The sequence below is a fragment of the Umezawaea sp. NPDC059074 genome, assembly GCF_042738955.1.
Classification (GTDB): Bacteria; Actinomycetota; Actinomycetes; order Mycobacteriales; family Pseudonocardiaceae; genus Umezawaea.
Genome location: NZ_JBHYHC010000003.1, coordinates 186,062 through 211,304, shown reverse-complemented (window position 1 = coordinate 211,304; position 25,243 = coordinate 186,062). Strand labels below are relative to the sequence as shown.

Here is a 25,243-nt window from a genome sequence, read left to right as displayed (position 1 = left end):
GGCCCTCCCCGAGGTCCGGGGAGGGCCCTGCCCGCGGTGCCGGCGTCAGCAGGACAAGTTGGCGCCCGTCGGGACGCCGAGGATTCCGGTGATCTGCGTGTACTTGTCGATCCGGCTCTGCACCTGGGCCGGGTTGCCGCCGCCGCACTCGATGGACCCGTTGATGCTGCGGATGGTCTCGCCGAAGCCGTTGCCGTTGACCATCGCGTCGTGCGGGGTCATGGTGCCGGGGCCGGTCTGGGTGTTCCAGTACCAGAGGCCGGTCTTCCACGCGACGGCCGCGTCCTGCTCGACGAGGTACGGGTTGCCGAGCAGGTCGATGCCGAGGTTGTCGCCCGCGGCCTTGTAGTTGAAGTTCCAGCTCAGCTGGATCGGTCCGCGGCCGTAGTACGCGGCCTGGCCCGCCGGGCAGCCGTAGGGCTGACCGGCGTCGCAGTAGTGCGGGTAGTTCGCGGTGTTCTGCTCCACGATGTAGACCAGACCGCCGGTCTCGTGGTTCACGTTCGCCAGGAACGCCGCCGCTTCCTGCCTCCGCACCGTGTCGTCGCCGGTGTTGGCGAAGCCGGGGTACGCGTCGAGGGCGGCGGTCAGACCGCTGTAGGTGTAGAAGCTGTTGCGGCCTGGGAAGATCTGGTCGAACTGGGCCTCGCTGACCACGAATCCGGCGTCCGATGTGGACGGTGCGGCGGACGAGGCCGCGACCGGGAACGCGAGAACTCCTGCGGCCAACGCGATCAGTGCTGTTCCGGCGCGCTTCAGGGACCGGGGGATCGACATTCGGAACTCCTCTTGTCATGTCGGCCGTGCGCGGTGCGGCCGATCCGGTGGGGTTACGTCAAGAGGTATGGACCAATTGTCGGCGTGGGAAACCGTTCTCCGCCAAGAGGCCGCGATCGGCCCAGTGGTCACCTCGTCGAATGGCGGTGGGTAGGGAGCGGTTGGGATGAACGGGTGATGTGCGGTTGGCGGGAAATCCGTCAACCTTTACTTTCCGTACGTGTCGAGTGCTTGGTGGCGTCCACTCGGGTTGGCGTGTGGACCGTCGGGGTGTCCTGTCGGCTCGGGTGCTGACGTTCCGGTTCGGATCGTCCTCGTCCGACCATTCGCTCTCACAGCCAAGGGATAGCGGTGATGCCGGGCTGTGAAACGTCCTAGCGGTCTGACTCAAGCCGCTTCCGCAGTGCCCTGCCGTAGCTGGCGAAGAGCTCCTCCATGTGGGCGCGGGCCGGCTCCACGGTGTCCACGGCGGCCGAGCCGGTGAACTCCTCGGACTCCGTGAAAAGCGTTGCGCCGTCACGGGACTCCAGCACGAAGGAGTGTCGCCCCATGAGCACGTCGGGGATGCCGCCCTCCCAGGCGAACTGTCGTGGTGCCTCGAACTGGACGACCGTGAACTCGTACTCCCCGTCGTTCTCGGTTCCCAGCGTCACCTGGGCCCGCAGCCTGGTTCCGGCACTGATTTCCGCTGGAACGTCGACGAAGCGCAGCGACGGGTGCCACTGGGCGTATCCGGCGAGGTCGGTCAACTCCCTCCACACCTTCTCGGGCGAGGAATCGATCTCCGTGACGGCGGTGACGATCGGACTGCGCTGCATCTTCTTCACATCTCCCTGCGGTTCTCAAGAACGATCTTTCCCCGGACGTGGCCTTCGGCCAACACCCGCTGCGCCTGCGCCGCCTCTCCGAGGGGGAAGACCCGGTCGACGTGGACCGTGAGCCTGCCTTCCTCGGCGAGTTCCACGAGTCGGGTGAGATCGTCACCGTCGAGGTGGCAGTAGACGTCGACGGCTCCCGGGTGTTCGGCGGCGGACCTCGTGATGGAGGCGACGCGCGCTTCCGGGGTGGCGACCTTCCCGGTCGTGGACAAGGAGCCACGCCCCGCCGTGTCGAGAACCGCGTCGACCCCACCCGGAGCGATCCGGCGCACCTGCTCGACCAGCCCGTCGCCGTGGCGCACCGGCTGTGCGCCCAGCGACTCGATGAACGCCTGGCTGGTTTCCGAGCCGGTCCCGATCACTCGCGCGCCTCGGGCGATGGCGATCTGGACGGCCAGGTGTCCTACACCGCCTGCCGCTCCGTGCACCAGGACGGTGTCACCGGTGGTCACCTCGAGGTTGTGCACGATCGCCTGGTAGGCGGTGAGCCCGGCGAGCGGCAAGCCGGCCGCCTGGGCCCAGCTCAGGTTCCTCGGCTTGCGGGCGAGCTGGCGCGGTTCGGCCGCGATCTTCTCCGCGTAGGTGCCGTGGCGCATGACCTGGCCGCGGACGAAGCCGATCACCTCGTCGCCCGCTCGGAATCCGGTCGTCGCGACTCCCGTCTCGTCGACGACTCCGGCGAGATCCCATCCTGGGACCACCGGGAAGAAGGAGTCCACGAGAGGATCGACGGCTCCGCTCTGGAATCCGAGGTCCGCCGGATTCAGTGCCGCGGCCTTGATTCTCACCATGACCAGGTCCGAGAACATCTTCGGATCCGGGAGATCGACGACTTCGAGGACCTCCGGCCCGCCGAAGGTTCGATATCGAATAGCTTTCATTGCTCCAACGATTTCTTTGCCGTGTGATCCGGGGCCATGACGCACCGCGTGGGTGACGGCCCGGCTGTGATTCCAAGCTCACCAGAGGCTCCGGTGCGCGGCAATGACTTTCTGGGCAAACGGCAATACCTTGGGCGTATGAATCAGCTGGAGACCAGGGAGCTCACGTACTTCGTCGCGGTGGCGGAGGAGTTGCACTTCGGCCGTGCCGCGGAGGCACTCGGCATCACGCAGCCGCCCCTGTCCCGGACCATCGCCCATCTGGAGCGGGGCATGGGCGTCGCGCTGCTGGAGCGCACCACACGACAGGTGAAGCTGACCGCTGCGGGTGAGGTGTTCCTGGGCGAGTGCCGCGCGATCCTGGCCGCCATGGACCTCGCCGTGCGCAAGGCGCGCAAAGCGGCCGACCAGCAACGGATCACCATCGCGGCTCGTCCCGCCGCCGGCCCCGGTGTTCTGGCCGCCCTGCTCAGGGCGCAGGGCCCGGACGCCGCGTTCACCGAGGTCGTCTTCACCTACGACGAGATCGGCGCCCTTCGCGACGGCACCGCGGACGTCGCACTCCTGTGCCAGTCGACAGCCACCCCAGGTCTCGAGTTCGTGGAGCTCGGCGAGGAATCACCGGTCGTCCTGCTCCCGGCAGGCCACGCCTTGGCCGACCGTCCACTGCTGACCCTCGCCGAGGTGGAGGCGCTACCGGGATTTGCGGCGACACTGCCGAACGAGCCGTTGGACCTCATGGTCGACCGCGTCGCGCTCGGCCACCTCGTGACGGTCGTCGGTGACAGCGTCCTGGACCGTCTCGGCGACTCCGTGCGGGCAGTGCCCGTTCACGGGTACCCGGTCACCCAACTGATCCTGGCCTGGCTCCCGGAGGCACGCTCGGCAGCCCATCGGCTGACCGCCGCCGTCGGTGCCGTGCTGGCTCGTGCCACGAGCCGCGAGCGGGTCCCTGCCGGCTGACGGCCTGCCGCGGATGGTGCTCAGGCCGTGGTGTCGGGAAGCCGCCAGACGTCGGGGTGGGCGGCGGTGAGGTGTCGGGCCGCGCTGCGGCAGATGCCGACGAAGTCCGACACCGCGGCAGAGGTGTCGTCTTCCCGCCGAAGGACGCTCATGCGGTGGTACAGGCCGGTCATGGGCACGAATACCACCCCAGGAGGGGTCGAGAAGCGGAACGACGACGGCACGGCCGAGACCCCCAGCCCGGACGCCACGAGATCGGTCACCGCGGAGGGAGCGGTGGGGATCGCCGTGATCGCCACGTGGTCCGCCTGTGCTGCCGCCTTCAGTTGCGCCCAGCAGTGGGCGCGCTCGTTCTGCGGGAAAAGAATCGTGTGTGCGGCCAGGTCCGCCACCGAAATCTCCCGGTCACCGGCGCGCGGATGGTCCTGCGTGAGCAACGCGCTGGTCTGTTCGTCGACCAAGATCTCCCGCGCGCAGCCGTCGGGGAGGTGTTCATCCCAGGTCAGGACGACATCGACGTGCCCAGCAGCGAGGGCTGCGATCTCGTCGTGGTCGTCGAGGCCGGTCACCGACACCTGCGCGCCGGGGTGGGCGGCCTGGAACGAGCGCAGCGCCACGGAGAGCAGGCCGCCGCTGGGGCTGGGCAGCGGCGCCGAGACGGTCAGCAGAACAGGTTCGCCCGCGTTCGCGGCCGCCGAGCGAGCGGCGCGCACGAGACGTGCGTTCTGCGTGAGCACCCGTTCGGCGTGCGCCACGGTGGCAATGCCTGCCGAGGTCAGCCGCGTACCGCGTGAGGTGCGGTCGAAGAGCGCGACCCCGAGGAGCCCCTCCAGTTGACGAACCTGCTTGCTGAGCGCGGGTTGGGCCAGGTGCAGGCGCTCGGCGGCCCGACCGAAATGACCTTCGTCCGCCACGGCGAGGAAAGCACGCAGCAGGCGCGGGTCGATGTCGGGTTCAGGGGCCTGCGCCGCGGGAAGCGATGAATACCGCGTTTCCGTCACGGACCACCTCCTTTCGTCGCACGGTTGCCGCCACACCTCGGAACGTGAGGGAACACGGGATATTCCCGAAAGGCATGAGCTGATTCCGATCCGGTCTTGGACGGTTCCACATTTCCTCTGGTGAGATCGCAGGTGCCACGACATCCGAAACGAGGAACGAGCATGACGTCCCTATCCGGCAACATCGCCGCCCCCATCCTGACGGATCCCGGTACCCAGAGCGCGGTCAACTTCCTGGGCGGCTTGGTCCGCATGCGTGCGCGGGCGGCGGACACCGCCGGTGCCTACGCGCTGCTCGAACACCAGGGCGAGCGCGGCTACATGTCCCCGCTGCACGTGCACGAGTCGGACGAGGAGACGTTCCTCGTCCTCGAGGGGACCCTGCGGGTCGAGTTCGGCGACGAGGTCCACAGCGTGGGAGAGGGAGCGCTGGCACTTCTACCGCGACGCCAAGCCCACGGATTCGTCGTCACCTCGCCGCACGCCCGGTTCCTGACCCTGCACACACCGGGTGGCGGCTTCGACGCCTTCGTGGCCGAGATCGGGATCCCGGTCGACCCCGACGGCCACGTTCACGAGGTCGGCGCAGCTCCGGGTCCCGAGGAACTCACGCGCATCGCGGCGAGTCACGGCATCCAGATCGTCGGCCCGCCCCTGCTTCCCTGACCTCCGCACGATCGGCCACGTGGTGCGCCGATCGATTTCCGCACAGCGTCAAAGGAACTGAAAATGCGCAAGTGGGTTCTCGAACCGGGCATCACCGGGCTGGACGCCCTGGTGCTCAAGGAGTCACCTGTTCCCGAGCCCGGTCCGGGACAGGTACGGGTCGCGGTGAAGGCGGCCTCGTTGAACTACCGCGACCAGATCCTCCTCCATGGCCGCTGGGGGATCACCATCGAGGAAGAGGTCGTACCGCTCGGCGACGCGAGTGGCGTCATCGACGCGGTGGGCCCCGGCGTGGAGGAATGGCGCGTCGGCGACCGGGTTCTCGGGATCTACCACGGCGGGTGGATCGACGGCCCACCACCGGCGGAGGTGGGATTCGGACTCGGCTCTCCTGGCCAGGACGGCGTGCTGGCCGAGTACATCGTGCTCAACGCCGACCGCGTCACCCGCATGCCGAGCACACTGGACTTCGTGGAGGCGTCGACATTGCCTTGCGCCGCCCTGACCGCCTGGTCTGCGCTGACCGGAGACAAGCCGGTGCGGGCGGGCCAGAGGGTGCTGACCCTCGGCACCGGAGGTGTCTCGTTGTTCGCTCTCCAACTCGCGCTGGCCATGGGGGCGGAGGTCACCGCGCTCACCGGTCAGGACGTCAAGGCATCGCGCCTGCTGGATCTCGGAGCGACCGACGTGATCAACTACCGCACCACCCCGAACTGGGGTGAGGTGGTCCACTCCGCGACCGGCGGAATGGACAAGGTGGTGAACACGGACGGCGGCAACGCGTTGACGCAGTCGCTGGCAGCGGTGAGCGCGGGTGGGGAGATCGCCTTCGTGGGACTGTTCTCCGAAGGGGACGCACCACCGCCCCTGCTGGTCCTGATGACCAAGGCCGCGTCCATCCGCGGCGTCGCGGTCGGCAGCGCCACAGCGTTCACCCAGCTCATCGACTTCGTCGACCAACACGGCATCAAACCTGTCGTGCGGAGCACCTTCGCCTTCGAGGACGCCAAAGCTGCCTACACCGCGCAGGCGGGGGCCGACGTGTTCGGGAAAATCGTGGTCGAGGTCGCTCCCCAGAGCTGACTCGTTCGGGCTCTGCCGCGTGGTGGGTGCCGATCGGCGTCCACCACGCGGGGTATCACAAGTTCGGTAAGTCCTGCCGAGACTGACTTCGCCATGACCGACACGCGCTCGGAAGTGGTCTGATCTTCGTGATCTTGGCGGCGTCCTCGCTGGGCGAGTACCGAATCGCACTGCTGAGCGGATTGGAGCGGTTGTTCGGTCTCCGGTTGGAGTCGGAGGCTGTGCCGAGGGCGATGTTGCCGGTGTTCATGGCCTTCCGGAGCACGGTGCGTTCCTACTGTGCGACCACCGGGCCGATGGACGGCTACCTCGAAGCCGGGTTGATCCACATCCGGTTGCAGGAGGCGGGGGTTCACGAATCGTTCCTGGCCGGTGTACGCCGCATCGACGAGTGCAACACCGCGTCCGCCGACGCCCATCTGGACATTCTGGAGGTCCTGCTCGGCGTGCTGCTCGGTGATAATGCCGACCGGGTGGTTTCCACTGAGGAATTGCATGCCATCGGAGTGGGCACGACACCGCCCAGCCCCTACGACTACGAGTGGTAGTTGAAGGTCGCTCAGTGGTCACCGCTGGCACGGTGCTCGTGTTCGGCGGCCGATCGGCAGGCGACAAGTGCACTACGGCGTCTCGACTCGGTCATGGGCAGCGGTTTCGCCGCGTCCCTCCTGCCTAGCTAGAAGGGTTGAGGTTCTGCTAGATCCAGGCGGGAGCGCCAGTCGACCTCGGCTCGCTGGCGGATTCGGCCCGTGCACCGCCAGCGCTGTTCGGCGAAGTGCACCAGTGTCGAGTGCCCATGGATCTGGCCGAAGGGCACGATTCCGGGATAAGCCATCCACGGTTCGTGGAGCGCGGCGCCGGACTCCGCCCACAGCGGACCGGCCTGCTCGTCACGGGCGTGCTCACCAGTCCGCCAGATCAGCTCCGGCCGCTCGTTGAGCGACTCCGCCGCCAGCGTCGCAGAACTGGGCTCACCCAACGCCCGCCAACTGGCCAGGGTCAGACCGGCGTGCGTGACCAGCAACTCCTCACCATCGGACGTGCGCACGGCCGCGATCGATGCCCGCTCACCGGGATGTCAGCGCATCTGACCGGACGTGCCCCATACGGCATGAGAGTGCGTTCACCGTGACCCGTCGGGCGGTTCAGCGGCGTGCTGCCGCAAGCGGTCAACATCCGCTCTGCGGCGTGTCGGTTGCAGTCTGGCCGCTGGTGACGAACTGTGGGTCTTAGCCGGATGCATTGGTTGTCCCTGGCGAGGTGGGTTCTCCTCGACGTACCCCCATCGACGCGATGTCTATCCAAAAAGGACACCTCGTGACGAAGACGTGTTCTGCTCGTCAGCGCAAGGTCGAGAGTTTCTGCTTTCTCTCGAGACACCTGCGCAGGAAGGGCTGGGCGACGGCCAGTACCGCGCACGCTGATGCGCAGGTCACCCAGAAGACGAACCCGTTGGTCGAGTCGAGCAGTTGCATGCCTCCCAGCGGAGCGATGACCGCGGCCGCGCCCCAACTGGTGCCGAACACCGCCAGGTACCGACCGCGCGCGTGTTCCGGGGCTAAGGCCGCGACCACGGAGTAGGCCCGGCCGAGCAGGATCAGGTCGCCGATGCTCTGGACCACCGTGGCGACGACGAACCCGGTGAAGTTCGTGGCCAAGGCGTAGCCGAGCAGGCCGGTGCCGAGCAGGGCGTAACCGATCGACAGGGCGGTGAAGTCGTTGAGTCGCTCCATTTTGTTCGTTGCCAGCAGCGGTTGGCCGAGCACGATCGTCACCGCGCCGAGTGCCAGCAGCAGGCCGAACTGCTCGGCCGGGAGTCCTCTCTCGATCAGGGTGAGGGGAACGCCGAACGTGATCAGGTAGTAGATGACGGCGAACACCGTGGCGGCGGCGAGCATCGCCATCAGACCCAGGTCGCGCCACGGGCGCGCCGGAACGGGTGCTTGCCCGTCCGTGGCCTCTCGTTCGGTGCCGGGCAGTACGAAGAGCACGACCAGGGCGCAGGCGATGCAGGTGGCGGCGTCGATGACGAACAGCCACCGCAAGCTGATCTGGCCGATCCAGGCGGCCAGCAGGCCGGCGCCCACGGCCGCTCCGGCCAGGGCGGCGCCGAGAAGGCCGTAGGCCGCCGAGCGGTGCTCCGGCGCGGTGACGTCGGCGATGATCGCCTGGCTCGGTGGTTCGTACAGCTCGAAGGACAGACCCAGGATCAGTACCGCGATCGCGACCAGGACCAGGCTGCCGGTCGCCGCGACCATCGACTGTGCGACGGCGCACCCGGTCAGGCCGATGACGATGGTCGCCTTGCGTCCGATGCGGTCGGCGAGCTGGCCGCCGAGGAGGCGGGAGGGAATCGTCGCGGCACCGAAGCCGGTGATCAGCACGCCCGCCGCGGCGACGGACACGGCGAACTCCCGCACCAGCACGAGGCTGAGGAACGGCAGCGTGAACGCGCCCAGGCGGTTCGCCGCCCGCGCTGCGACCAACACCCACACCACCCTGGGCAACTCCCGCCACCCCGAGGGCAGTACACGGTTCCACAATCCGGCATCGGTGCTCACGACGAATCTTTCGCGGTGGTGGATCGACGTTCGATGGCGTCACGACAGGCCATCCCGGAAAGCACGTTGGGTAGCGCTCGGTTCCTCAGCCTGTGCGCGGGCGTTCAGGTGAACAGACCGGACGGAGTAGCCGAGGAACGTTTCGATGACGGCCATGTTCCCCAGTGGGTACACGGCCGAGCCATCGGGCCGCACCCTGGTGATCCCGTCGAACACCATCGCAGGCGATCGCGGGGCCGCCGCGTCACTGGAACCAGGGCGTTGAGCGCTAGCGCAGGTACGCGAGGAGACCCACTTCTGGTTCCAACGCGCCGGGCTGGGCGAGGGCGTGGAAGTCGGCCTCTACGACGGCGCGATCCAGTGCGTGTGCCCGAACGGCTTCGTAGCGCACGATCGAGTAGAGGAAGACGTCGAGGTTGTCGAACTGGGTGTTCGCCTCGATGACCTCCTCCTCGTGGAACCAGACGGCGACGCGGCCGTTGGTCAGGACGACGTAGAGGTTTCCGCCGCCGTCGGAGGCGATGGACCACACCTCGTCGTCGGAGAGGACTGTCTCGTAGTCGGAGTCGAGGATCTGGCAGTCGTTGCCGGCGAAGTCGAACCCGTAGGAGTCGTCGGTCACGTCGACTACCCACGGCAGCGTCCCTGACCTGACTCTGCGGTCGAACGCCGCGAGCGCCGCGGCGGCGTCCTGCGGTAGCCGGGCGAGGAACGGTTCGATCGGCCGGATCGGCTCATCGATCCGGATCGTCGGTCGGTCCGGGAACCAGCGGGCCAGGTCGGTGTCGAGGTCTCGGTCGCCGTAGCCGGCAAGCTGGTCGACGGTGAAATCCATCCGATGAGCATAGTGGTGTGTCATGGATGTCGACCCGGTAATCGATCTCGCGGCGTGATCGGTCAACCGGGTTCGCATGTCATGAGCTGGAGGCGCTCTGAGGTTGTTGCCGAAGACCGGACACCGGATTTCATGCCATGAGGGCGAGACTTTGGTGATAACCAACGCGGGCTTCGTGCGGGGTGCTCGTGGTCCGCTTGTGCCGTGCTGGTCGCGGCGCACGCGCCTCCACGGATCGCAGTTGCTCGACCACGTGGCGTAATACGAGGGGATGTTCGGGCGACATCGGAGCGAAGACGTGTGCCGACGGGGCACAGCCGTAGTCGGTCGGAAGGTCTGATGACGCAGAACACGGAGCCTGAGTCCGTCGCCGCGGCCCCTGGGGCTGAGCGGGTGGGCGACATGATGGTGGCCGAGGTCGCTCGACGCTTGGTCGAAGCCGAGAATCCGAAGGAACTCGGCCGACTGGCCGAGGTGACGGCGCTGTGGGAGTCGGGGCGAGCGCCGAGGCCGCGGTCCCGTCGCTGGCAGGGGGGATCGATCGGCTCGGGCCTGGCCCCCTGGGTTCTCAGTGACGTGGTCTACCCGCTGTTGACCGGCACGTTCGCCCAAGTGCTCGGTGCGGCGACCTTCGCCGGATTGCAACGCCGTCGCGACCGGTGGTTACGACCGCGGCGGTACCGCGCAGCGGTCGCCGCCGTCCCGAGCACCCAGCTCGCACTGAACCGGGTCGAGATCGCCGCACTCCGCAAGGCCTGCGTGGACCACGGCATGGCGTTGGGGCTTTCCCGGAGCAAGGCAACGCTGTTGGCAGACGCGCTGATCGGCGTCCTGGTGGAAAGGCTGGGGCGCGACGCGGGAACGTCACGGTGAGTGCGGATCCGACTGTCGTGGCGCGGCCCACCCGCCCGGCGTCGAGGCCCGCGCGCTTGTGGTGGGTGTACCTGCTGGTCGGTGTCGCGTTGGCGATCACCGGTGCCGGCGCGGCCCAGGCGCTGTACGTGACCCGCGACCTCGGCGACTACGCGACCACGGAGGCCTGCCTCGCCGCCTCCGGGATCTCCCTGGACGAGGACGCCGCCGTCAACGTCCGCGACGCGCCGCAGTTCGCGCTGTGCACTCGTGACTACAACCGCGGGCTCGGCGTCACCACCCTGCTCGGCGCGATGGCGCTTCCCGCCGCGACGTGGTTGTTGATGCTGGTGAGCGGGCTGGGTGTGCGTCGCCGTCTACGGCGTGGTGGAGCCGCGTCGGCGCCCGTACCGCTGTGGTTGACGGAGCGCTTCGAGGACCTGTGTGCCAGCCAAGGGCTGACGGGAACGCGTCGACCCGGCCTGGTCGTGGCCGGGCCCGCCGCCGGGGTGCGGGAGGCGTTCACCACGGGCGTGCCGTTCACCCGGCCCCAGGTCGTGCTGCCCTCGAGTTACGCCTCCAGGGAACCCGACGAGTTCGACGTCGTGGTCCTGCACGAGCTGGCCCACGTTCGGGCACGAGACCTGTTGTGGGCCTCCGCGGTGTGGTGGGCCGGGTGGTTGACGGTGCCCGCGCTGCTGCTGGCGGTGATCTTCTCGGTGAGTCCGGCGCCCGTGCTCTGGCGAACCTACGGAGGGTCCCTGCTCACCGCGATCGTGGCCGCGGTGACGATGTTGGCGTTGCGGTCGGCGCTGCTGCGCCGCCGTGAGTTCGCCGCCGACCTCTACGCGGTCGACGCGCTGGACGCGGCGAGGGTGAGCGCGGTGTTGGCCAGGACCGCGTCCTGGACATCGGGTGACGGCACCGGTGCTGTGGGTCCCTGGCACCGATGGTGGTCGCGGAGCGTGCGGGGTGTGCGGACGGTGTTCGCCACGCACCCACCCCTGACCCAGCGTTCCGGCGTCGGAACCCGTGCCGCGCACCGTGAGGGCGGCTTCGCGTTCACCACCGCCGTGGGCATCATCGCGATGCTCACCTACCAGACCGTGTACGGCGTCGTGAGCGACCTGTTCGGCTACGTGGTCGACGATCCCGGTGTGCCCTCGAACCTGTCGTTGGCCGTCGGATTCCTGATCTGGTCCTCGGTGATCGTCCCGACCTGGACCCGCCGCGCACGGGTGGCCGGGATCGGCTGGGTGGGCCCGTGGGCCGGAACGGTCTGCGGGTTGATCATCGGCTACCTGCTGCGGGCTCCGGGGGCCTCGCACGCGTTCGCGATCGTGTTCACCGGCCATTGGCCCCTGCTCGTCGCGTGCCTGGTCGTGGTCACGACGGGAATCGGCGTGCTGACCGCCGCCCTCGCGACCAGGCTCGCCCACCCCGGCACCACCGCAGGCGTCCTCGACGACGCGCCCAGGCCGGTTCGGACGGCCGCCGCGGTCTTGGCGGTCACCGTCGCCCTGGTCACGACGTGGAGCACGACACTCATGGCGGTGATGGCCTACCTCGCCTCGGGCGAGGTCGCCGTCGCGCGGTGGCAGGTGGCCGCGCTCGGCGGCCAGGACGCCTGGTGGTACGCGGCACCGCTGGTGCTGCTCGGTCTGCTCGTCGTCACGGCAGCACCTCGACATCACGCCACCGGTCCAACCGCGGAGGCGCGCCGCCCTCGACGAGGTTGGACGACGGCGGCGGTCATCGGCGTGAGCGGGACTGTCGGAGGAGTGGCGGCGGCACTGTCGTTCGTCCTGCGCGTGCGCGCGGACGCGGACGCGGACACCACTCTCGGCCTGCTGTACGGGATGTGGTGGATCTCCGCCCTCACCGGTGGGGTGGTCGTGTTCAGCGTGCTGCTCGCCCACCGGGCGAGCGGCGTGCTGCGCGCGGTGCCCGCCGCGTTCGCCGCCGGCATGGCAAGCACCGTGGTAGCGGGCCTGGCCCAGTTCGCGAGCCAGTACCTGGCCCACTACGGACGCAACGGGACCAACTTCCTGGACGCGTTGCGCAAGCCGCTGGCCCTGCTGCTGTTCTCCGCGGTCGTCACGGTGCCGGTACTGCTGGTGATCGTGGCGGTCACACGCACGGTGCGCCGTCCCGGCACGACCCGGCCGACGACGCTGATGTGGACTCTGAGCACGGGTGGCGGCGTTGGGGTGCTCGCCCTGGCAGCGGTGTGCGGGCTGCTCGGGCCGGTCACCATCACCGCGGACGACCCCAGGCACGGCAGGTCGTGGTCGGCGAAGCTGGACGAGCACGCGGGCAGGACGGCTCCCGTCGCACGCCCATCGCCGCGGTCCGATCCCGGCCGCGCACTCGACGCACGCGGTGCGGAAGCGGTGCTGACAGGTGCTGCGGCATCGCTGCCCGGTGCGCCGGACCCCGACCCGGACGAGGAGACGTCGGGCACCACCGCGACCCCGCTGGAGCCTGCGACCTGCAACGACGCGCTGACCCGGAACAACGTGGCGGACAAGGCGTTGGACAGGACCGCCGAACTCACCCGGACCTACCACTTCCCGCAAGCCGGGACGGCGGGAGGAGTGCGGCTCACGACAGCGGTCACCTCGTACACGACACCACTGAAGGATCTTGCCGGTGAAGTGGAGGTTTCCCTGCGGTGCGACCGGTACACGATTCGCGACGAGCAGTTCGACGTGGGGCATCGCGACGGGACGATGCGAACGCTCCAGGGCAGCACCGCCGGGTATCCCGCCCAGCGATTCATGATCACCACGACCGGCCGGGTGAACGCGAAGCACGTGGCGCAGATCGTCGTGACCAGCTCCGTTCTGGTCGGGCACAACTACATCAGCGCCACCGTCGCGTACTGGTACGTGAACAACGCCCCCGACGCGGCCACGATCACGTTCCTCGAGCGGATCATGGGTTCCGCCCTGGACACCATGATCGACAACCTGGGTCGGTGATCACTGGACCGTGGGGGCGTCAGGCGTGGCCTCGGGATCGGTCTGGCTAAGGTGCCAGCAGTCGCGGGCCTGCCTTGAGCACGCTCAGCGTGTCGCCGATCGGCGCGCCATCGGAGTTGCCGTCCTTGGTGCTGTTGAAGGAGGTCTCGGCCCCGACCCAGCCGCGGAAGCCACCGTTGTCGTCGATGACCTGCATCAGCGGTTTGACGTGCGAGTTCAGCTTGTAGCACGTCTGGCCGGCCTCGGGTGTGTAGCCCAGGCACCGGAACCAGTGCTCGTAGGCGTTGCGCCGGTCTCCCGCGAAGGAGGCCAGGTAGAAGTTGATCGTCGTGCTCTCCTTGCTCTCGCCCGGCGGGTAGTACGTGCATCCGCCGGCCGCTGCCCTCTTCGTGGCTGTGCCGATGCAGTTGGCATCGCGGCACTGCTGGTAGATCGGCAAGTTCATGACGCTGTCGCCGGAGCCGAGCTGTCCCTTCGAGATTCCGGAGTACAGGTAGGGATAGCTCACCTTGTTCTCCGGTCGCATCAGGTCGCTCGCGCTCGCGTGGGCGGAGAAAGCGGCGTTGGAACCGAACCCGTACCCGATGGTCGCCGTGTATCCGCTACCCGCGCCTGCCCAGTCCAGTTGGACGAGGCTCGAGTCGGGTGAACCGTCGGTGCGGGTCACGGTCTTGACCGTCCACCGTTCCTCCGACGTCGTGCCCGCGTTGTTCCAGAAGACGGTCAGCGCCGAGCCGTTGACCTGGTAGGTGCCGCTGATGGATTCCGGTGGTCCCGACAGAAACCGCTTCGGTGTCCGCGCGTAGCACTGCGTGGGACCGCAGTCGGCGGCCGCGACTGGCGTGTCGACCCTGATGTCCCGCATAGTGCCCTGGTTCCACCGCCACCACTGCGCGGTCACCGTGCCGTTGTCGGGGCGGAAGGTGTACTGGCTGATCCGCAGCCAGTTGTCGGTGCGAGCGGCTTGGAAGCCGCCGACCGAGACCACGAAGTTGGTCTTCCCTCCGGGAGCGGGTTGCGCGGCCGAGCTCGCGGTTGCCCCACCCGCTGTCACGGTGGTGCCGAGCAGTGCCATCGCGCACAGGACGGGCGCTGCCCTGCGTCGTAGTGACAGCCATATCGACATGGTCGTGATCCTTTCACTGGTCGCGCCGGAGACGATTTCACGATCGGGTGCGTACCGCGTCGCGAAACGGCGGGCCACCCCGGGGTGGCCCGCCGTACCCCCCTTGTCCGCCCGTCAGGGGCGGTCGTACTGCTCGCAAACGAGCCGGTTGCCGTCCTCGTTCTGGAGGCAGAGGGTGACGTGCGCGGGACCGCCGGGGATGTTCACCACGAGGTTCAGGGTGTTCGACGAGGTGTCGTCGCAGCGCAGGCCCGTGCTCCTCGAGGGGTACTCCTTGTAGTTGGCGTCGTAGGGGGTCGCCCAGAGCCTGCGGCAGTAGCTGGCCTTCAACGTGTAGTCGACGTCAGCCGACCGCTGGTGCCAGCGGATGGTCCCGGACGCCTTGGTCGCGCCGTAGACGAGGTCCCACGACGTGGAGGGGTCGGCGGCGACGGAGGACGGTGCCGCACCGGCCGTCGCCGGTGCCATCAGCATCGTGCCCGCGGCTGCGAGCGCTGCCCCCACGCCGACGACCCGGCGCAGCATTCCCTTGAATTCCATGATCTCCCCTTTGGTGGAATCGCGAACCTCTGCGGTCTGAAGGGGAAGTTATGGAGCCGCTCTACACGGCCCCTACACGGTTGCCACACCGACATGCTGGCTCGGCACCCTTCGGTCGTGTTCACAGCGTGGCTGGGGTGCTACGCTCCGGAGTCGTTGACTGGTCCAGGTGGGGGAGCCTTGGTTACTGCAGCGACGTTCGCGGTCCTGGGACCGCTGTGCGTCACGAACAACCGACGGCGCCTGCCGCAGGCCGGTCAACGGCAGCGGGCGCTGCTGGCCGCGTTGCTGGTCAGGGCGCGGCAGCCGGTCGGGTTGCCCGCCATCGTCGATGCGATCTGGGGTGAACGGCCGCCAGTGTCGGCGGTCGCGAACGTGCACACGTACGTGAGCCGGTTGCGTCGTGATCTGGCCGCGATCGGTCTGCCGGACCGGGTCGTCACCGACAGCGGCGGCTACCGGTTGCACGTCGAGCCGGACGAGCTCGACAGCGCGCTCTTCCGGAGTTCCGCCGAAGTGGCGCGGGCGGCGCTGGAGTCGGGTGACGCCGGGAAAGCCGTGGCGATCTGGGAAGAGGCGTGGGCCTTGTGGCGGGGCTCCCCGCTGGAGGACGTGCCGCGGTGCGGGTGGCTGGAGGGCGAGGTGGTGCGGCTGGAGGAGATGGCCACCACCGCTCGTGAGGACTTCGCCGACGCACGTCTGGCGGCAGGCCAGTTCGGCACCGCCATCACGGAGCTGACCGCGCTGGTGCGGGAACAGCCGTTGCGGGAAGGGCTGTGGCGGCGGCTGATGCTGGCGCAGCACCGGGTGGGGCGGCGAGCCGAGGCGCTGGGGACCTACCGCTCGCTGCGCGGCCTGCTCGTCGAGGAGCTCGGGGTCGAGCCGTGCGGGGAGATCCAGGAGCTGCACCAGGAGATCCTGCGCGGCGCGCCGTCCGAGAGCCACGTGCGGCCGATGCAGCTGCCGCCCGGTGCGGAGAACTTCACCGGCCGTGAAGCCGAACGGGCCGAGTTCCGTCGGTTGCTGACCGACCAGCCGCGACCGGTGGTCGCGATCACCGGCAAGGGCGGCGTCGGCAAGACGACGCTGGCCGTTCGGGTGGCCCACGACCTCGGCGACCACTTCGGCGGCGGGCAGCTCTACGTGCGGCTGGGCGGAGCCCTGTCGCCGCGCGATCCGGTGACGGTGCTGGCCGAGCTGCTCATCGCGTTCGGGGTGCACCCGCACGCGGTGCCGGAGGACCCGGAGGCCCGTGCCGCCCTGTACCGGTCGCAGCTGGCCGCACGGCGGGTGCTGATCGTGCTCGACGACGCGGCGACCATGGCGCAGGTCCGCCCGCTGCTGCCGGGAACCGCGGGGTCCGCGGTGCTGATCACCAGTCGCGTGCTGCTGCTCGAAGCGCACACCGTGCACCTCGACGTGCTCGGCGCCGCGGATGCCGTGCGGCTGTTGGCGTCGATCGCCGGGCAGTCGCGCATGACCGCGGAGCCGGACGCGGCAGCGGCGGTCGCGCGTTACTGCGGCAACCTCCCGCTGGCACTGCGCATCGCCGGTTCCCGGCTGGCCCGCCGGACGCACTGGACGGTCGGCAGGCTCGCGGAACGGCTGGCGGGCGAGGGAACCCGGCTCAACGAGCTGCGCATCGACGACCTCGAAGCGCGCGCCAGCCTGGCGCTGAGCTACGAGGCCCTCCAGACCGAGCAGCAGCGGGCGTTCCGGCTGCTGAGCCTGCTCGACGTGCCGGACTTCCCCGGCTGGGTGGCCGGTCCGCTGCTGGACGTCGCCGTGCCGGACGCCGAGGAGGTCGTCGACGGCCTGGCCGACGTGCACCTGCTCGAACCCGCCGGTCAGGGGCGCTACCGCTTCCACGACCTGCTGCGGGTGTTCGGCCGGGAACGGGCAGGCGAACAGGACACGGCCGCCGAACGCGCCGATGCGCTCAGGCGCGCCTTCACGGCGTGGCTCGACCTGGCCGTGCGGGCCGAGGCCGGTCTGCCGAGCCGCTTCCTCAAGGTGCGGCTGGAGGTCGAGCGGGCCCGGCTGGACGACGCCACCACCGGCAGGCTCCTCGCCGATCCGCTGGAGTTCCTGGAGAGCGAGCGGGACGCGCTGGTCGCGGTCGTCGAACAAGCCCTGTCGCTGGAGATGACCACGCTGGGGGCCGACACGGCCTGCGTGCTGACGGCCCTGTTCGACCTGCGCAGCCACTACGACCTGTGGCGGCGCACCCACGAGCTCGCGCTCGCCGCCGCGACCGGGGCGCGCCACCAGGCGATGCTGCACCAGGGGCTCGGCGCGCTGGCGTTCTACCGCGACCGCTTCGCCGAGGCGGAGGTCCACTTCGCGCAGGCGCAACGGATCTTCGCCGAGATCGGTGAGGTCCACGGGCACGCCTACGCGAACCTCGGCCTCGGCACCGTGCAGATGTTCTACTCCAACCATGACGACGCGGCGATTCTGCTGGTCAGGGCCAAGGCGTCCTTCCAGTGCACCGCCGACGCGTACGGTGAGGCGTTCGCGCTGCAAGCGCTCGGCGTCGTCCGGCGCAACCAAGGCAGGCTCGACGACGCGGCGACGTTCCTCGGTCAGGCATTGGACTCCTTCCGTGCGCTGCGCTTCGCCTACGGCCAGGCGTGCGCGTTGTTCAGCCTCGGCATGTACCACAGCGCCCAAGGTGATCTGAAGTCGGCCGAACGCGCGCTGATGGAGTCCGCCGAGCTCTTCCGGTCGGTCTGCTGTCCACGCGACGAGGCGCTGGCGTTGCACGTGCTCGCCGCGACCCACGCGCAGGAGGGCGACGCGGGCCGGGCGTTCGCGCTGATGTCGCGTTCGCTCGAGTCCTTCTCCCCGGCCGACGAGAGCCCCTCGCACGCGGCCATGCTGTACAGCCTCGGGTGGGTGGCGCACCGCGACCAGCGGCCCGGCGACGCCGCCGACTACTTCGGCCGGGCGCTGCGCCTCTACGAGAAGCTCGCCATGCCGATGCCGCAGGACAAGGTCAGGACGGCGCTGCGCAGTCTCGGACTCAGCGTTCCCGACCACTGATGGCGCCGACCAGGTGCCGTTGCAGCAGCCCGAACACGAGCAGGCACGGCACGGCGGTCACGGTGGCGGCGGCCATCAGCTCGGCGATGCCGAGGTGTCCGGAATCCATCGTGGACAGACCGACGGTCAGCGTCCACATCCGCTCGGACCGGGTGACCACCAGCGGCCACAGGAAGTCGTTCCAGTGCCACAGGAACACGAACACGGCGAGGGTGGCGAGCACCGGACGGCACAGCGGCAGCACGATGTGCCAGTACGTGCGCCAGTCCCCGGCCCCGTCGACCCGGACGGCGTCGAACACGTCGTCCGGCAGCGCCCGGATGAACTGCCGCAGCAGCAGGACGGCCTGGGCGTTGGCCAGCGTCGGCACGATCAGGCCCCAGTAGCCGTCCACCCAGTCGAGTGCCGCGACCAGCAGCAGCAACGGCAGGACCACGGCGTGGAACGGCACCATCAGCGTCCCGAGCATCGACCACAGCAGCACGTCCCGGCCGGGGAAGCGCTTGCGGGCGAAGACGTACGCGGCCATCGACGCCGACAGCAGCACCGCGACCACGGACACGGCCGCGTAGACGACCGTGTTGGTCGTCCACCGCAGGAAGTCCTCCGCCGCGAGCACCCGCGCGAAGTTCGCGAGCGTGAGCGATCCCGGCAGCCGGTGCGGGAGGGTCGGGGAGCCGGGCGGCGAGAGGGCGACCAGCAGCATCAGCAGGAACGGGGCGACGGCCAGCAACGTCACCAGCGCCAGCAGCACCGTGGGCAGCACCTGCCGGGAACGCATCAGCGGCTCCGGTCGAGAGCACCGCGCTGGGTGAGCGACACCAGCATGACGACGGCCCAGAGCACGATGCCCGCCGCCGCGGCGTGGCCGAGGTCCAGGTGCTTGAAGCCGTAGTCGTACACCGCGTACGCCAGCGTGTAGCTGGACCGCGCCGGGCCGCCGCCGGTCATCACGTAGACGGTGTCGAAGACCTGGAAGGCGCCGATCGTCTCGACCACCACGACGAAGAACAGGGCCGGACGCAGAAAAGGCAGCAGCACCAGGCGGAAGCGCTGCCACGAGCTCGCGCCGTCCGCCTTCGCCGCGTCCACGCAGTCGGGCGGCACGTTCCGGATGCCGGCGAACAGGACCAGCATCGAGTAGCCGAAGCCCTTCCACGCGCTCACCACGGCGAGCGCGGGCAGCACCAGCGACGGGTTGCCGAGGACTCCCAACGGTTCGTACAGCCACTGCCACACGACCCCGGCGAGGACCAGGCTGGTGACGTACGGCGTGAGCAAGGCGGTGCGGAACACACCGCGTGCCCAGCGCACCCGGTTGAGCAGCAAGGCGGTTCCCAGCGCGACGGCCACCGTCAGCGGCACGCAGATCACGACGTAGCCGAGCGTGGTGCGCAGGCTGGTCAGGAAGATCCTGTCCTGTGCGAGGTCCCCGTAGTTCGCCATGCCGACGAACTGCCAGTCGCCGCCGAGGTGGAACTCGGTCAGGCTCAGGCCGACGGCGCCCACAATGGGCAGGAAGCGGAACACCCCGAACAGGACCAGCGCGGGCAGCAGGAACAGCAGGATCGTGACCGATTTGCGCATCAGTTGCCGCCGAGGATCCCGTCGACTTCGACAGCCGCCTCGGCGAGCGCCTGCTCGGGTGTCTCCTCGCCGATCAGCGCGGCCTGGATGTGGGGGGCGAGCAGGCTCATCGTCTTGCGGGCCTGCGGATGCGCGTCACCGGCGAACGCGAACGGCAGCGCCTCGGTGAAGCTCCTGTCCACCTCGTCCGCGGGGGTCGCCGGATCCGACCACGGCGGGAAGAAGCCCGATCGCGCGCAGAGCTCGTCGACCACCTCCGGCGAGCTCAGGTAGGTGAGCAGCTGTTTCGCCGCGCTCGGTGCCGTGCGCGACAACGACAACGCGCCCGGCGTGCCGAACGTGGCCCGCGTCTTGCCCTGCAAGGGCAGGCCGATGGCGGTGTTCTCCCCGCCGATCGCGGCGACGACGTTCCTGGCCTCCGCGTCGGTCGCCGCGTAGGCCATCGCCGCGCGCCCGGTCGCGACCGGGTAGTCCGTGAGGCTGCTCCGCCTGGTGGCGGCGTCGCTAGGCAGCCCGTTCATCGACTTGAGGTCGACCAGGAACCTCAGTGCCGCAACGCCTTCCGGTGACGAGAAGGCGCTCCTCCCGCCGTCCGGACTGAACACGCTGCCGCCCGCCTGCCACAGCAGCGGGTAGAAGGTGAGGTTGAGCGTCTCCTCTGCGGAGCCGGAGTAGTCGAGCACCGGGACGCCGCGCGCCGCGAGCTTGGGCGCCGCCGCCTTGATCTCGTCCCACGTCCGCGGCAGCTCGGTGATGCCCGCCTCCGCGAACACCTTGCGGTTGTAGACGGTCGTCGTGACCGTCTGGTACATCGGCACGCCGTACGTCTGCCCCTGCACGGTCAACGCGGTGACCGCCGACGGCCGGAACTCGCGTTCGCCGCGCTGCACCCCGTCGACGGGTTGCAGCGCGTGCTGGGCGACGTACTGGGGGATCATGTCCGGTTGCAGCAGCACGACGTCCGGCCCGCTGCCGGACACCAGCGCGGCGCCGAGCTTCTCCTGCCTGCCCGCCCACGGCTGGAGTTCGACCCGCAGGTCCACGCCGCTGCGCGCCTCGAACCCGGCCTCGACCTCGTCCCAGAACTCCTTGCTCTTGGCCGGGTCCGAGATCACCGGGTACATCCACAGGGTCACCGCGGTGCCGGTCGCGGTCGTCCCGCACGCCACGAGCGAGAGCGTCGCCAGGGGGAGTGTCAAGGCCGCGAGAAGAACCCTCCTCATGCCGCGACCTCGTCGATGCCGAAGAGCTTCGCCGCGTTGCGCCACATCACGTGCTCGTACTCGCTTTCGGTCATGTTTGCGGCCGCGACCACACCCAGCGCGATGGCCGGGTCCACGAGCGTACTGTCCGTGCCGAACAACAGCTGCTCGACCGGCACCCGGTCGAGCGCGTACCGGAACCTGCCGCGATCGGTGATCGAGCAGCACGGCTCGAGGTAGAGCCGGTCACTGCGGCACGCCGCCTCGACCGCCGTCCGCCACGCCGGGCCGCCCATGTGCCCGGCGATCACCCGCAGGTCCTCGTGCTGCTCCAGCACGTCCACCAGACCGAGCACGCCGTCGTCCCACGTGTGGATCAGCACCGGCAGCTTCGCCCGCGCCGCCAGCCCCAGTGCGTCCCGGACCGGCTTCGACGTCAGCGGGTGCCCCGGATAGGTCGTGTGGATCTTGATGCCCGCGAACCGCCCGCCCGGCACGTGCCGCGCCAGCTCGTTCTCGGCCTCGGCGAGCTCGTTGGGGTTGACCACCAGGTAGCCGAGCAGTCGCGGTTGCTCGGCCAGCCGCCGCGCCATCCACCTGTTGCCGCTCACCATGTCGTAGGTGACCGCCTCCGACGCCGAGACGATCTGCCGGTCGATGCCGTAGCGGTCCATCAACGCGAGGTTGAGCTCGACCGCACCCACCTCCGTGGCGAAGAACCACGGTCCGGCGTGCGCGTGCACGTCGATGATCACTTCTCGTCCTCCAGGTGCGCCGTCCCCAGCCATCGGCTCGCGGTGCCACCGGCCACCTGCCGCCATTCCTCGTCGTTCAGCGCCGCCATGCGCAGTCGCAACGCCGACGGCATGACGTCGTGCAGCGGAGCCCGCGAGCCGTACGCGAGGTGGTGCGCGCCGACCTCGCCCGCGATCCGCTCGATGGAGTCGGGACCTACCAGCATGCGGGTGGAGGCCACGAACCCCGGCTCGCGGCGGGCGAGGACCACGAAGTCCGCCACCCGGTACGCGTGCACGTCCAGGAAGCAGACCCGCGCACCGCTGAACGGCCGCCAGAACCGGCTGACGTCCCCGCTCGTGAGCAGCACCAGCCCGTGTTCGACCGCGACGTCGACGACGTGCTGGAGGCCGGGGGAGTCCGGCTCGACCCACTGCTCGACCGGGAAGAGCCTCAGCAGCCGCACTCCGGCCGCCGCCAGCCGTCCGATCTCGGTCTCCGCCGTCAACGCGTCCCGGATGTCGACGGTGCCGACCGGGACCAGCCCGTGCTCCTGTTCCGAGGCCTTGCGCATCTCGTCGTTGCCGGAGCACGCGTCGAACAACGCGCCGCGCAGTGAGCAGATCAGCCCGCCGCGGATCCCGTGCCGCTGGAGCTCGTCCGTCACCGCGTCGAGCGAAGCGTCGACATCGAGGCTGGGGATCGCGCCGAACAGCACGTCCGCGTCGAGGTCGATTTCCTGCCGTTCGACCGGCACCGGTGGGAGAGGTGGCCTGAACATGACCACCAGCGTGCCGACCGTCCCTACACGCGCCCTACACGGCCGGGACGGCGATCGAGGTGATCAGGATGTCGTCCCGCACCGGCTACCGGCGGCTGACCCCCGCGATTGGCGTGTCCGGCAACAGGATGCGTGTGTCGGGATGCGGCCGAACTGACCACCGGCGCGATGTGCCGTCGCCTCGACGTCGAAGTCTTCGTCCCTCCGTAGCGTGCCGGACGGCCGCAGGCCTGATCCTGTTCATCTGCGATGACACCCTGCGCAAGGGCGCGGCGCCGTTCGGATCGCCGAGCTGGTGGCCTGTGCCGCCCTTCGCGATGGTGAGCCGGGAAGGGGCGTGCGTGGCGGTGGGAACGGGCGTTCGCGGCTGGTTGCCGGCCAGCCCGCACGAGCGCCGCTACGCGACGATCACCGCGATCGATTCGCTCGGCACCGGCAGCTTCCTGACGGTCAGCGTGGTCCTGTTCGTGACCGTCGTCGAGGTCACCCCGACGCAGATCGGCGTCGCGCTCGGCATCGGCGGGGTGCTCAGCGTGCTCACCAGGGTGCCACTCGGCCGGCTGTCCGACCGGCTCGGTCACCGGCGCAGCCTGGTGCTGGTGCACCTGTTGCGCGGGCTGGCCTTCCCCTGCTACCTGCTGATCGACGGGTACACCGCGTTCCTGGTGCTCAGCGTGGTCATCCTGGTCGTGGACGGCTGGGAGAGCCCGGTCCGCAAGGTGGTGCTGCTGGCGTTCGCGCCGCTGTCGGAGCGGGTCCGGATCGCCGCGTACAACCGGTCCGTCTTCAACGTGGCGTTCTCGGCCGGTTCGCTGCTCGGCGCGCTCGCGCTGCTGGACTCGACCGGTCGGGTGAGCCTGTACCTGGTGGTCGCCGCGAACTCGCTGTCGTTCCTGTTCGCCGCGGCGCTGGCGCACCGGTTGCCGTCGAGCGGCACGGCTTCGGCCACCCGCAGGCCTACGCCGGTGCGCAGCAGGCAGTACGCGGTGGTCGGGCTGCTGCTCGGTTGCCTGTTCATCTGCACCAGCGTGCTGACCATCGGTCTGCCGCTGCTGGTGCTGAGCGACTTCGCCGAGCACCGGTGGCTGATCGGCTTCTGCCTCGCGCTGCACACCGCGATCGCGATCGTCCTGCAGATCCGGCTGAGCCGCGGCACCTCCGACATCCGCGGCGCCTGCCGGGCCGGGGTGGTCGGCGGGTCGGTGCTGGCGGTGGCGTGCCTGCTGTTCTACGCGGGGGCGCGCACCAGCAGCCAGCTGACGGTCGGCGTCGGGCTGCTGCTGCTGGCCGTGGCGGCACTGTCGATCGGTGAGCTGATGGTGTCGGCCGCCACGTGGGGGCTGTCGGTCAGCCTGCGCAAGCACGACCTCACCGCGCACAACCAGTCGGTCTGGTCGATGTACATCTCGCTGCCGCAACTGCTCGGACCGTTCGTGGTGGTGTGGGCGCTGCACCAGTTCGGCGACGCGGGCTGGCTGGCGCTCGGCGCGCTGATCCTGCTCGCCGCGCTGGCGCTCAGACCTGTCTCGTTGGCGGTGGACCAGGCGATCACCCGCGGCGAGCATCGAACTTCTGCCAATTCTCGGCCACAGGAAATGGGGACGCTGGTGCCTGACACGTCGCTAACGTGGTTAGTGGTCGGTGCCGACCGTCTTCGGTCATCCGTCCGGCGGCCTGCCGAATGGCAGGTCGTCGAGTTGGCCTGTCCGACGGACGTGTTCGCCCCGGCCGTCGACGACAGTCAGCTCTACCTGCTCGACGAGGTCGGCTGCCCGACCGTCCGGTCCAGGACGCTGGACCAGGACGGCACGGTGCTCGCCGAGGCGACGCACTCGCCCGCGGAGTTGTTGCGGCAGGGGACGAACACTCCCATCGGGCTGCTCCGGGAGACCGCCGACGGCGTGCGGATGTACCTGCGCGTCAGCAGTTGCGCCGACCAGCACCGGTTTATCAAGGTGCCCGGTTCGCCGATTCCCCACCACGGAGCGGTGCGCGCGCTGTTCGCCGCAGCCGACGAGCACTTCCTGAAGGTGAACAACCACTTCTGCTACCAGGTCAAGTCACTGCCGGACGTCGAACTGGAGCACAAGTTCACCCTGGTCGACAATCCCGATGTGGGCCTGCTGGCCAGGGGCGTCTACGAGCTGGCCGTCTCGGGCCGACTGCCCGGCTGGCTCGTGCAGTTCCAGGACGAAGGCGTCCAGGTCTGGGACTTCCTGAACCACGTCTACGCCATCGAGCAGCCGACGGCGGACGCGGGCTACGTCTCGTTCATCCCGACCACCGACGGCCGGTACACGGTGAAGCGCAAGATCTTCACCGTGGACAGCGACGAGCGACCCGAACTGCGCAGTCGCGGCGTCGCCGTCACCGACTTCGACGAGCACCTGCGCGGCGTGCTCGGACTCACCCCGGCCTGGCACGCCAGCTTCCGCCGCGCGCGCCACGACATCTGCATCGAGTCCATCGAGACCGGCAACGCGTTCGTCATCTCCTTCGACCACAGCACGATCGTCGACGACGCCGGGGCCGCGGTGCCGGGGCTGGCCGAACTCGTCCAGTGCGAGATCGAGTACCGGTTCAGCCAGTCGTTGGCCCCGCTCGACCACCGGCAGGTGCACACCGACCTGGCGACGCTGCGGACGTTGCTGAACGACTTCTTCGACCGGCGCTCGATCTCGCACTACCAGCGCCACGAGTCGAAGCTGACCTTCCTGCGGACACAGCTCGCCGGTGTTCGCTGACC

Annotated in this window: 22 protein-coding genes; 8 read left to right on the top strand and 14 right to left on the bottom strand. The window is 69.3% G+C overall.

The features are described 5' to 3' along the window. Nucleotides 1-45: 45 nt before the first annotated feature. From ACFWW9_RS02825 to ACFWW9_RS02815, 3 genes are all read right to left on the bottom strand, one after another. Complete coding sequence (locus ACFWW9_RS02825) at nucleotides 46-777, bottom strand: chitinase (protein ID WP_390370735.1); 732 nt, start codon at nucleotides 775-777, stop codon at nucleotides 46-48. A 374-nt stretch (nucleotides 778-1,151) separates the two neighbouring features. Next, entirely contained in the window at nucleotides 1,152-1,595 is a 444-nt protein-coding gene (locus tag ACFWW9_RS02820) for an SRPBCC domain-containing protein (protein ID WP_390370738.1), read from the bottom strand. A gap of 5 nt (nucleotides 1,596-1,600) precedes the next feature. Further along, nucleotides 1,601-2,581 carry an NADP-dependent oxidoreductase gene (locus ACFWW9_RS02815; RefSeq protein WP_390370734.1) on the bottom strand — a complete coding sequence of 327 codons (981 nt, stop codon included), beginning with the start codon at nucleotides 2,579-2,581 and terminating at the stop codon, nucleotides 1,601-1,603. Between the two features lie 93 nt (nucleotides 2,582-2,674). On the opposite strand from ACFWW9_RS02815, the gene ACFWW9_RS02810 reads away from it, so the two are divergent. After that, nucleotides 2,675-3,499 carry a LysR family transcriptional regulator gene (locus ACFWW9_RS02810; protein ID WP_390370732.1) on the top strand — a complete coding sequence of 275 codons (825 nt, stop codon included), beginning with the start codon at nucleotides 2,675-2,677 and terminating at the stop codon, nucleotides 3,497-3,499. Nucleotides 3,500-3,519: 20 nt separating this feature from the next. Here the strand turns inward: ACFWW9_RS02810 and ACFWW9_RS02805 are convergent, their stop codons facing one another. Next, entirely contained in the window at nucleotides 3,520-4,500 is a 981-nt protein-coding gene (locus ACFWW9_RS02805; protein ID WP_390370730.1) for a LysR family transcriptional regulator, read from the bottom strand. Between the two features lie 162 nt (nucleotides 4,501-4,662). On the opposite strand from ACFWW9_RS02805, the gene ACFWW9_RS02800 reads away from it, so the two are divergent. From ACFWW9_RS02800 to ACFWW9_RS02790, 3 genes are all read left to right on the top strand, one after another. Beyond that, nucleotides 4,663-5,166, top strand: a complete 504-nt coding sequence (locus tag ACFWW9_RS02800; protein WP_390370728.1) for a cupin domain-containing protein — start codon at nucleotides 4,663-4,665, stop codon at nucleotides 5,164-5,166. Nucleotides 5,167-5,229: 63 nt separating this feature from the next. After that, nucleotides 5,230-6,249 carry an NAD(P)-dependent alcohol dehydrogenase gene (locus ACFWW9_RS02795; RefSeq protein ID WP_390370726.1) on the top strand — a complete coding sequence of 340 codons (1,020 nt, stop codon included), beginning with the start codon at nucleotides 5,230-5,232 and terminating at the stop codon, nucleotides 6,247-6,249. Between the two features lie 128 nt (nucleotides 6,250-6,377). After that, nucleotides 6,378-6,797 carry a hypothetical protein gene (locus ACFWW9_RS02790; RefSeq protein ID WP_390370724.1) on the top strand — a complete coding sequence of 140 codons (420 nt, stop codon included), beginning with the start codon at nucleotides 6,378-6,380 and terminating at the stop codon, nucleotides 6,795-6,797. 128 nt (nucleotides 6,798-6,925) lie between these two features. On the opposite strand, the gene ACFWW9_RS02785 is transcribed toward ACFWW9_RS02790, so the two are convergent. The 3 genes from ACFWW9_RS02785 to ACFWW9_RS02775 all read right to left on the bottom strand — a co-directional run bounded on the left by ACFWW9_RS02785 (nucleotide 6,926) and on the right by ACFWW9_RS02775 (nucleotide 9,645). Then, on the bottom strand, nucleotides 6,926-7,297 hold the full coding sequence (locus ACFWW9_RS02785) for a hypothetical protein (protein WP_390370723.1): 372 nt from the start codon (nucleotides 7,295-7,297) through the stop codon (nucleotides 6,926-6,928). A gap of 292 nt (nucleotides 7,298-7,589) precedes the next feature. After that, complete coding sequence (locus ACFWW9_RS02780; protein WP_390370722.1) at nucleotides 7,590-8,810, bottom strand: MFS transporter; 1,221 nt, start codon at nucleotides 8,808-8,810, stop codon at nucleotides 7,590-7,592. A gap of 268 nt (nucleotides 8,811-9,078) precedes the next feature. Continuing rightward, the gene (locus ACFWW9_RS02775) at nucleotides 9,079-9,645 is read right to left on the bottom strand and encodes a hypothetical protein (RefSeq protein WP_390370721.1); all 567 of its coding nucleotides are present in this window, start codon (nucleotides 9,643-9,645) and stop codon (nucleotides 9,079-9,081) included. A gap of 339 nt (nucleotides 9,646-9,984) precedes the next feature. On the opposite strand from ACFWW9_RS02775, the gene ACFWW9_RS02770 reads away from it, so the two are divergent. Beyond that, on the top strand, nucleotides 9,985-10,518 hold the full coding sequence (locus tag ACFWW9_RS02770; RefSeq protein WP_390370719.1) for a hypothetical protein: 534 nt from the start codon (nucleotides 9,985-9,987) through the stop codon (nucleotides 10,516-10,518). After that, a complete protein-coding gene (locus tag ACFWW9_RS02765; RefSeq protein WP_390370717.1) occupies nucleotides 10,515-13,481 on the top strand; it encodes a M48 family metalloprotease in 2,967 nt (988 codons plus the stop codon). Before ACFWW9_RS02770 ends, ACFWW9_RS02765 begins: the two co-directional genes overlap by 4 nt. A gap of 46 nt (nucleotides 13,482-13,527) precedes the next feature. On the opposite strand, the gene ACFWW9_RS02760 is transcribed toward ACFWW9_RS02765, so the two are convergent. After that, complete coding sequence (locus ACFWW9_RS02760; protein ID WP_390370716.1) at nucleotides 13,528-14,607, bottom strand: hypothetical protein; 1,080 nt, start codon at nucleotides 14,605-14,607, stop codon at nucleotides 13,528-13,530. Nucleotides 14,608-14,721: 114 nt separating this feature from the next. Next, nucleotides 14,722-15,147 carry a hypothetical protein gene (locus ACFWW9_RS02755; RefSeq protein WP_390370714.1) on the bottom strand — a complete coding sequence of 142 codons (426 nt, stop codon included), beginning with the start codon at nucleotides 15,145-15,147 and terminating at the stop codon, nucleotides 14,722-14,724. Nucleotides 15,148-15,327: 180 nt separating this feature from the next. Here ACFWW9_RS02755 and ACFWW9_RS02750 point away from each other — a divergent pair, with 180 nt between their 5' ends. Next, on the top strand, nucleotides 15,328-18,192 hold the full coding sequence (locus tag ACFWW9_RS02750; RefSeq protein WP_390370712.1) for a BTAD domain-containing putative transcriptional regulator: 2,865 nt from the start codon (nucleotides 15,328-15,330) through the stop codon (nucleotides 18,190-18,192). On the opposite strand, the gene ACFWW9_RS02745 is transcribed toward ACFWW9_RS02750, so the two are convergent. Genes ACFWW9_RS02745 through ACFWW9_RS02725 form a run of 5 tightly spaced genes read right to left on the bottom strand, consistent with a single transcriptional unit; the run spans nucleotide 18,173 to nucleotide 22,497 of the window. Then, nucleotides 18,173-18,973: a carbohydrate ABC transporter permease gene (locus ACFWW9_RS02745; protein WP_390370710.1), complete on the bottom strand. Its 801-nt coding sequence runs from the start codon at nucleotides 18,971-18,973 to the stop codon at nucleotides 18,173-18,175. The two genes, ACFWW9_RS02750 and ACFWW9_RS02745, sit on opposite strands and share 20 nt — an antisense overlap. Then, a complete protein-coding gene (locus tag ACFWW9_RS02740) occupies nucleotides 18,973-19,779 on the bottom strand; it encodes a carbohydrate ABC transporter permease (RefSeq protein WP_390370708.1) in 807 nt (268 codons plus the stop codon). Before ACFWW9_RS02740 ends, ACFWW9_RS02745 begins: the two co-directional genes overlap by 1 nt. Then, nucleotides 19,779-21,002, bottom strand: coding sequence for an extracellular solute-binding protein (locus ACFWW9_RS02735; RefSeq protein ID WP_390370706.1), 1,224 nt, complete (start codon nucleotides 21,000-21,002; stop codon nucleotides 19,779-19,781). Before ACFWW9_RS02735 ends, ACFWW9_RS02740 begins: the two co-directional genes overlap by 1 nt. Next, nucleotides 20,999-21,736 carry an amidohydrolase family protein gene (locus tag ACFWW9_RS02730; RefSeq protein ID WP_390370704.1) on the bottom strand — a complete coding sequence of 246 codons (738 nt, stop codon included), beginning with the start codon at nucleotides 21,734-21,736 and terminating at the stop codon, nucleotides 20,999-21,001. Before ACFWW9_RS02730 ends, ACFWW9_RS02735 begins: the two co-directional genes overlap by 4 nt. Continuing rightward, nucleotides 21,733-22,497 (bottom strand): amidohydrolase family protein, encoded by a 765-nt coding sequence (locus ACFWW9_RS02725; RefSeq protein ID WP_390370702.1) that lies wholly within the window; start codon nucleotides 22,495-22,497, stop codon nucleotides 21,733-21,735. Before ACFWW9_RS02725 ends, ACFWW9_RS02730 begins: the two co-directional genes overlap by 4 nt. Before the next feature lie 341 nt (nucleotides 22,498-22,838). Between ACFWW9_RS02725 and ACFWW9_RS02720 the strand changes: the two genes are divergently transcribed. Next, entirely contained in the window at nucleotides 22,839-25,241 is a 2,403-nt protein-coding gene (locus tag ACFWW9_RS02720) for an MFS transporter (protein ID WP_390370700.1), read from the top strand. Nucleotides 25,242-25,243 lie beyond the last annotated feature (2 nt).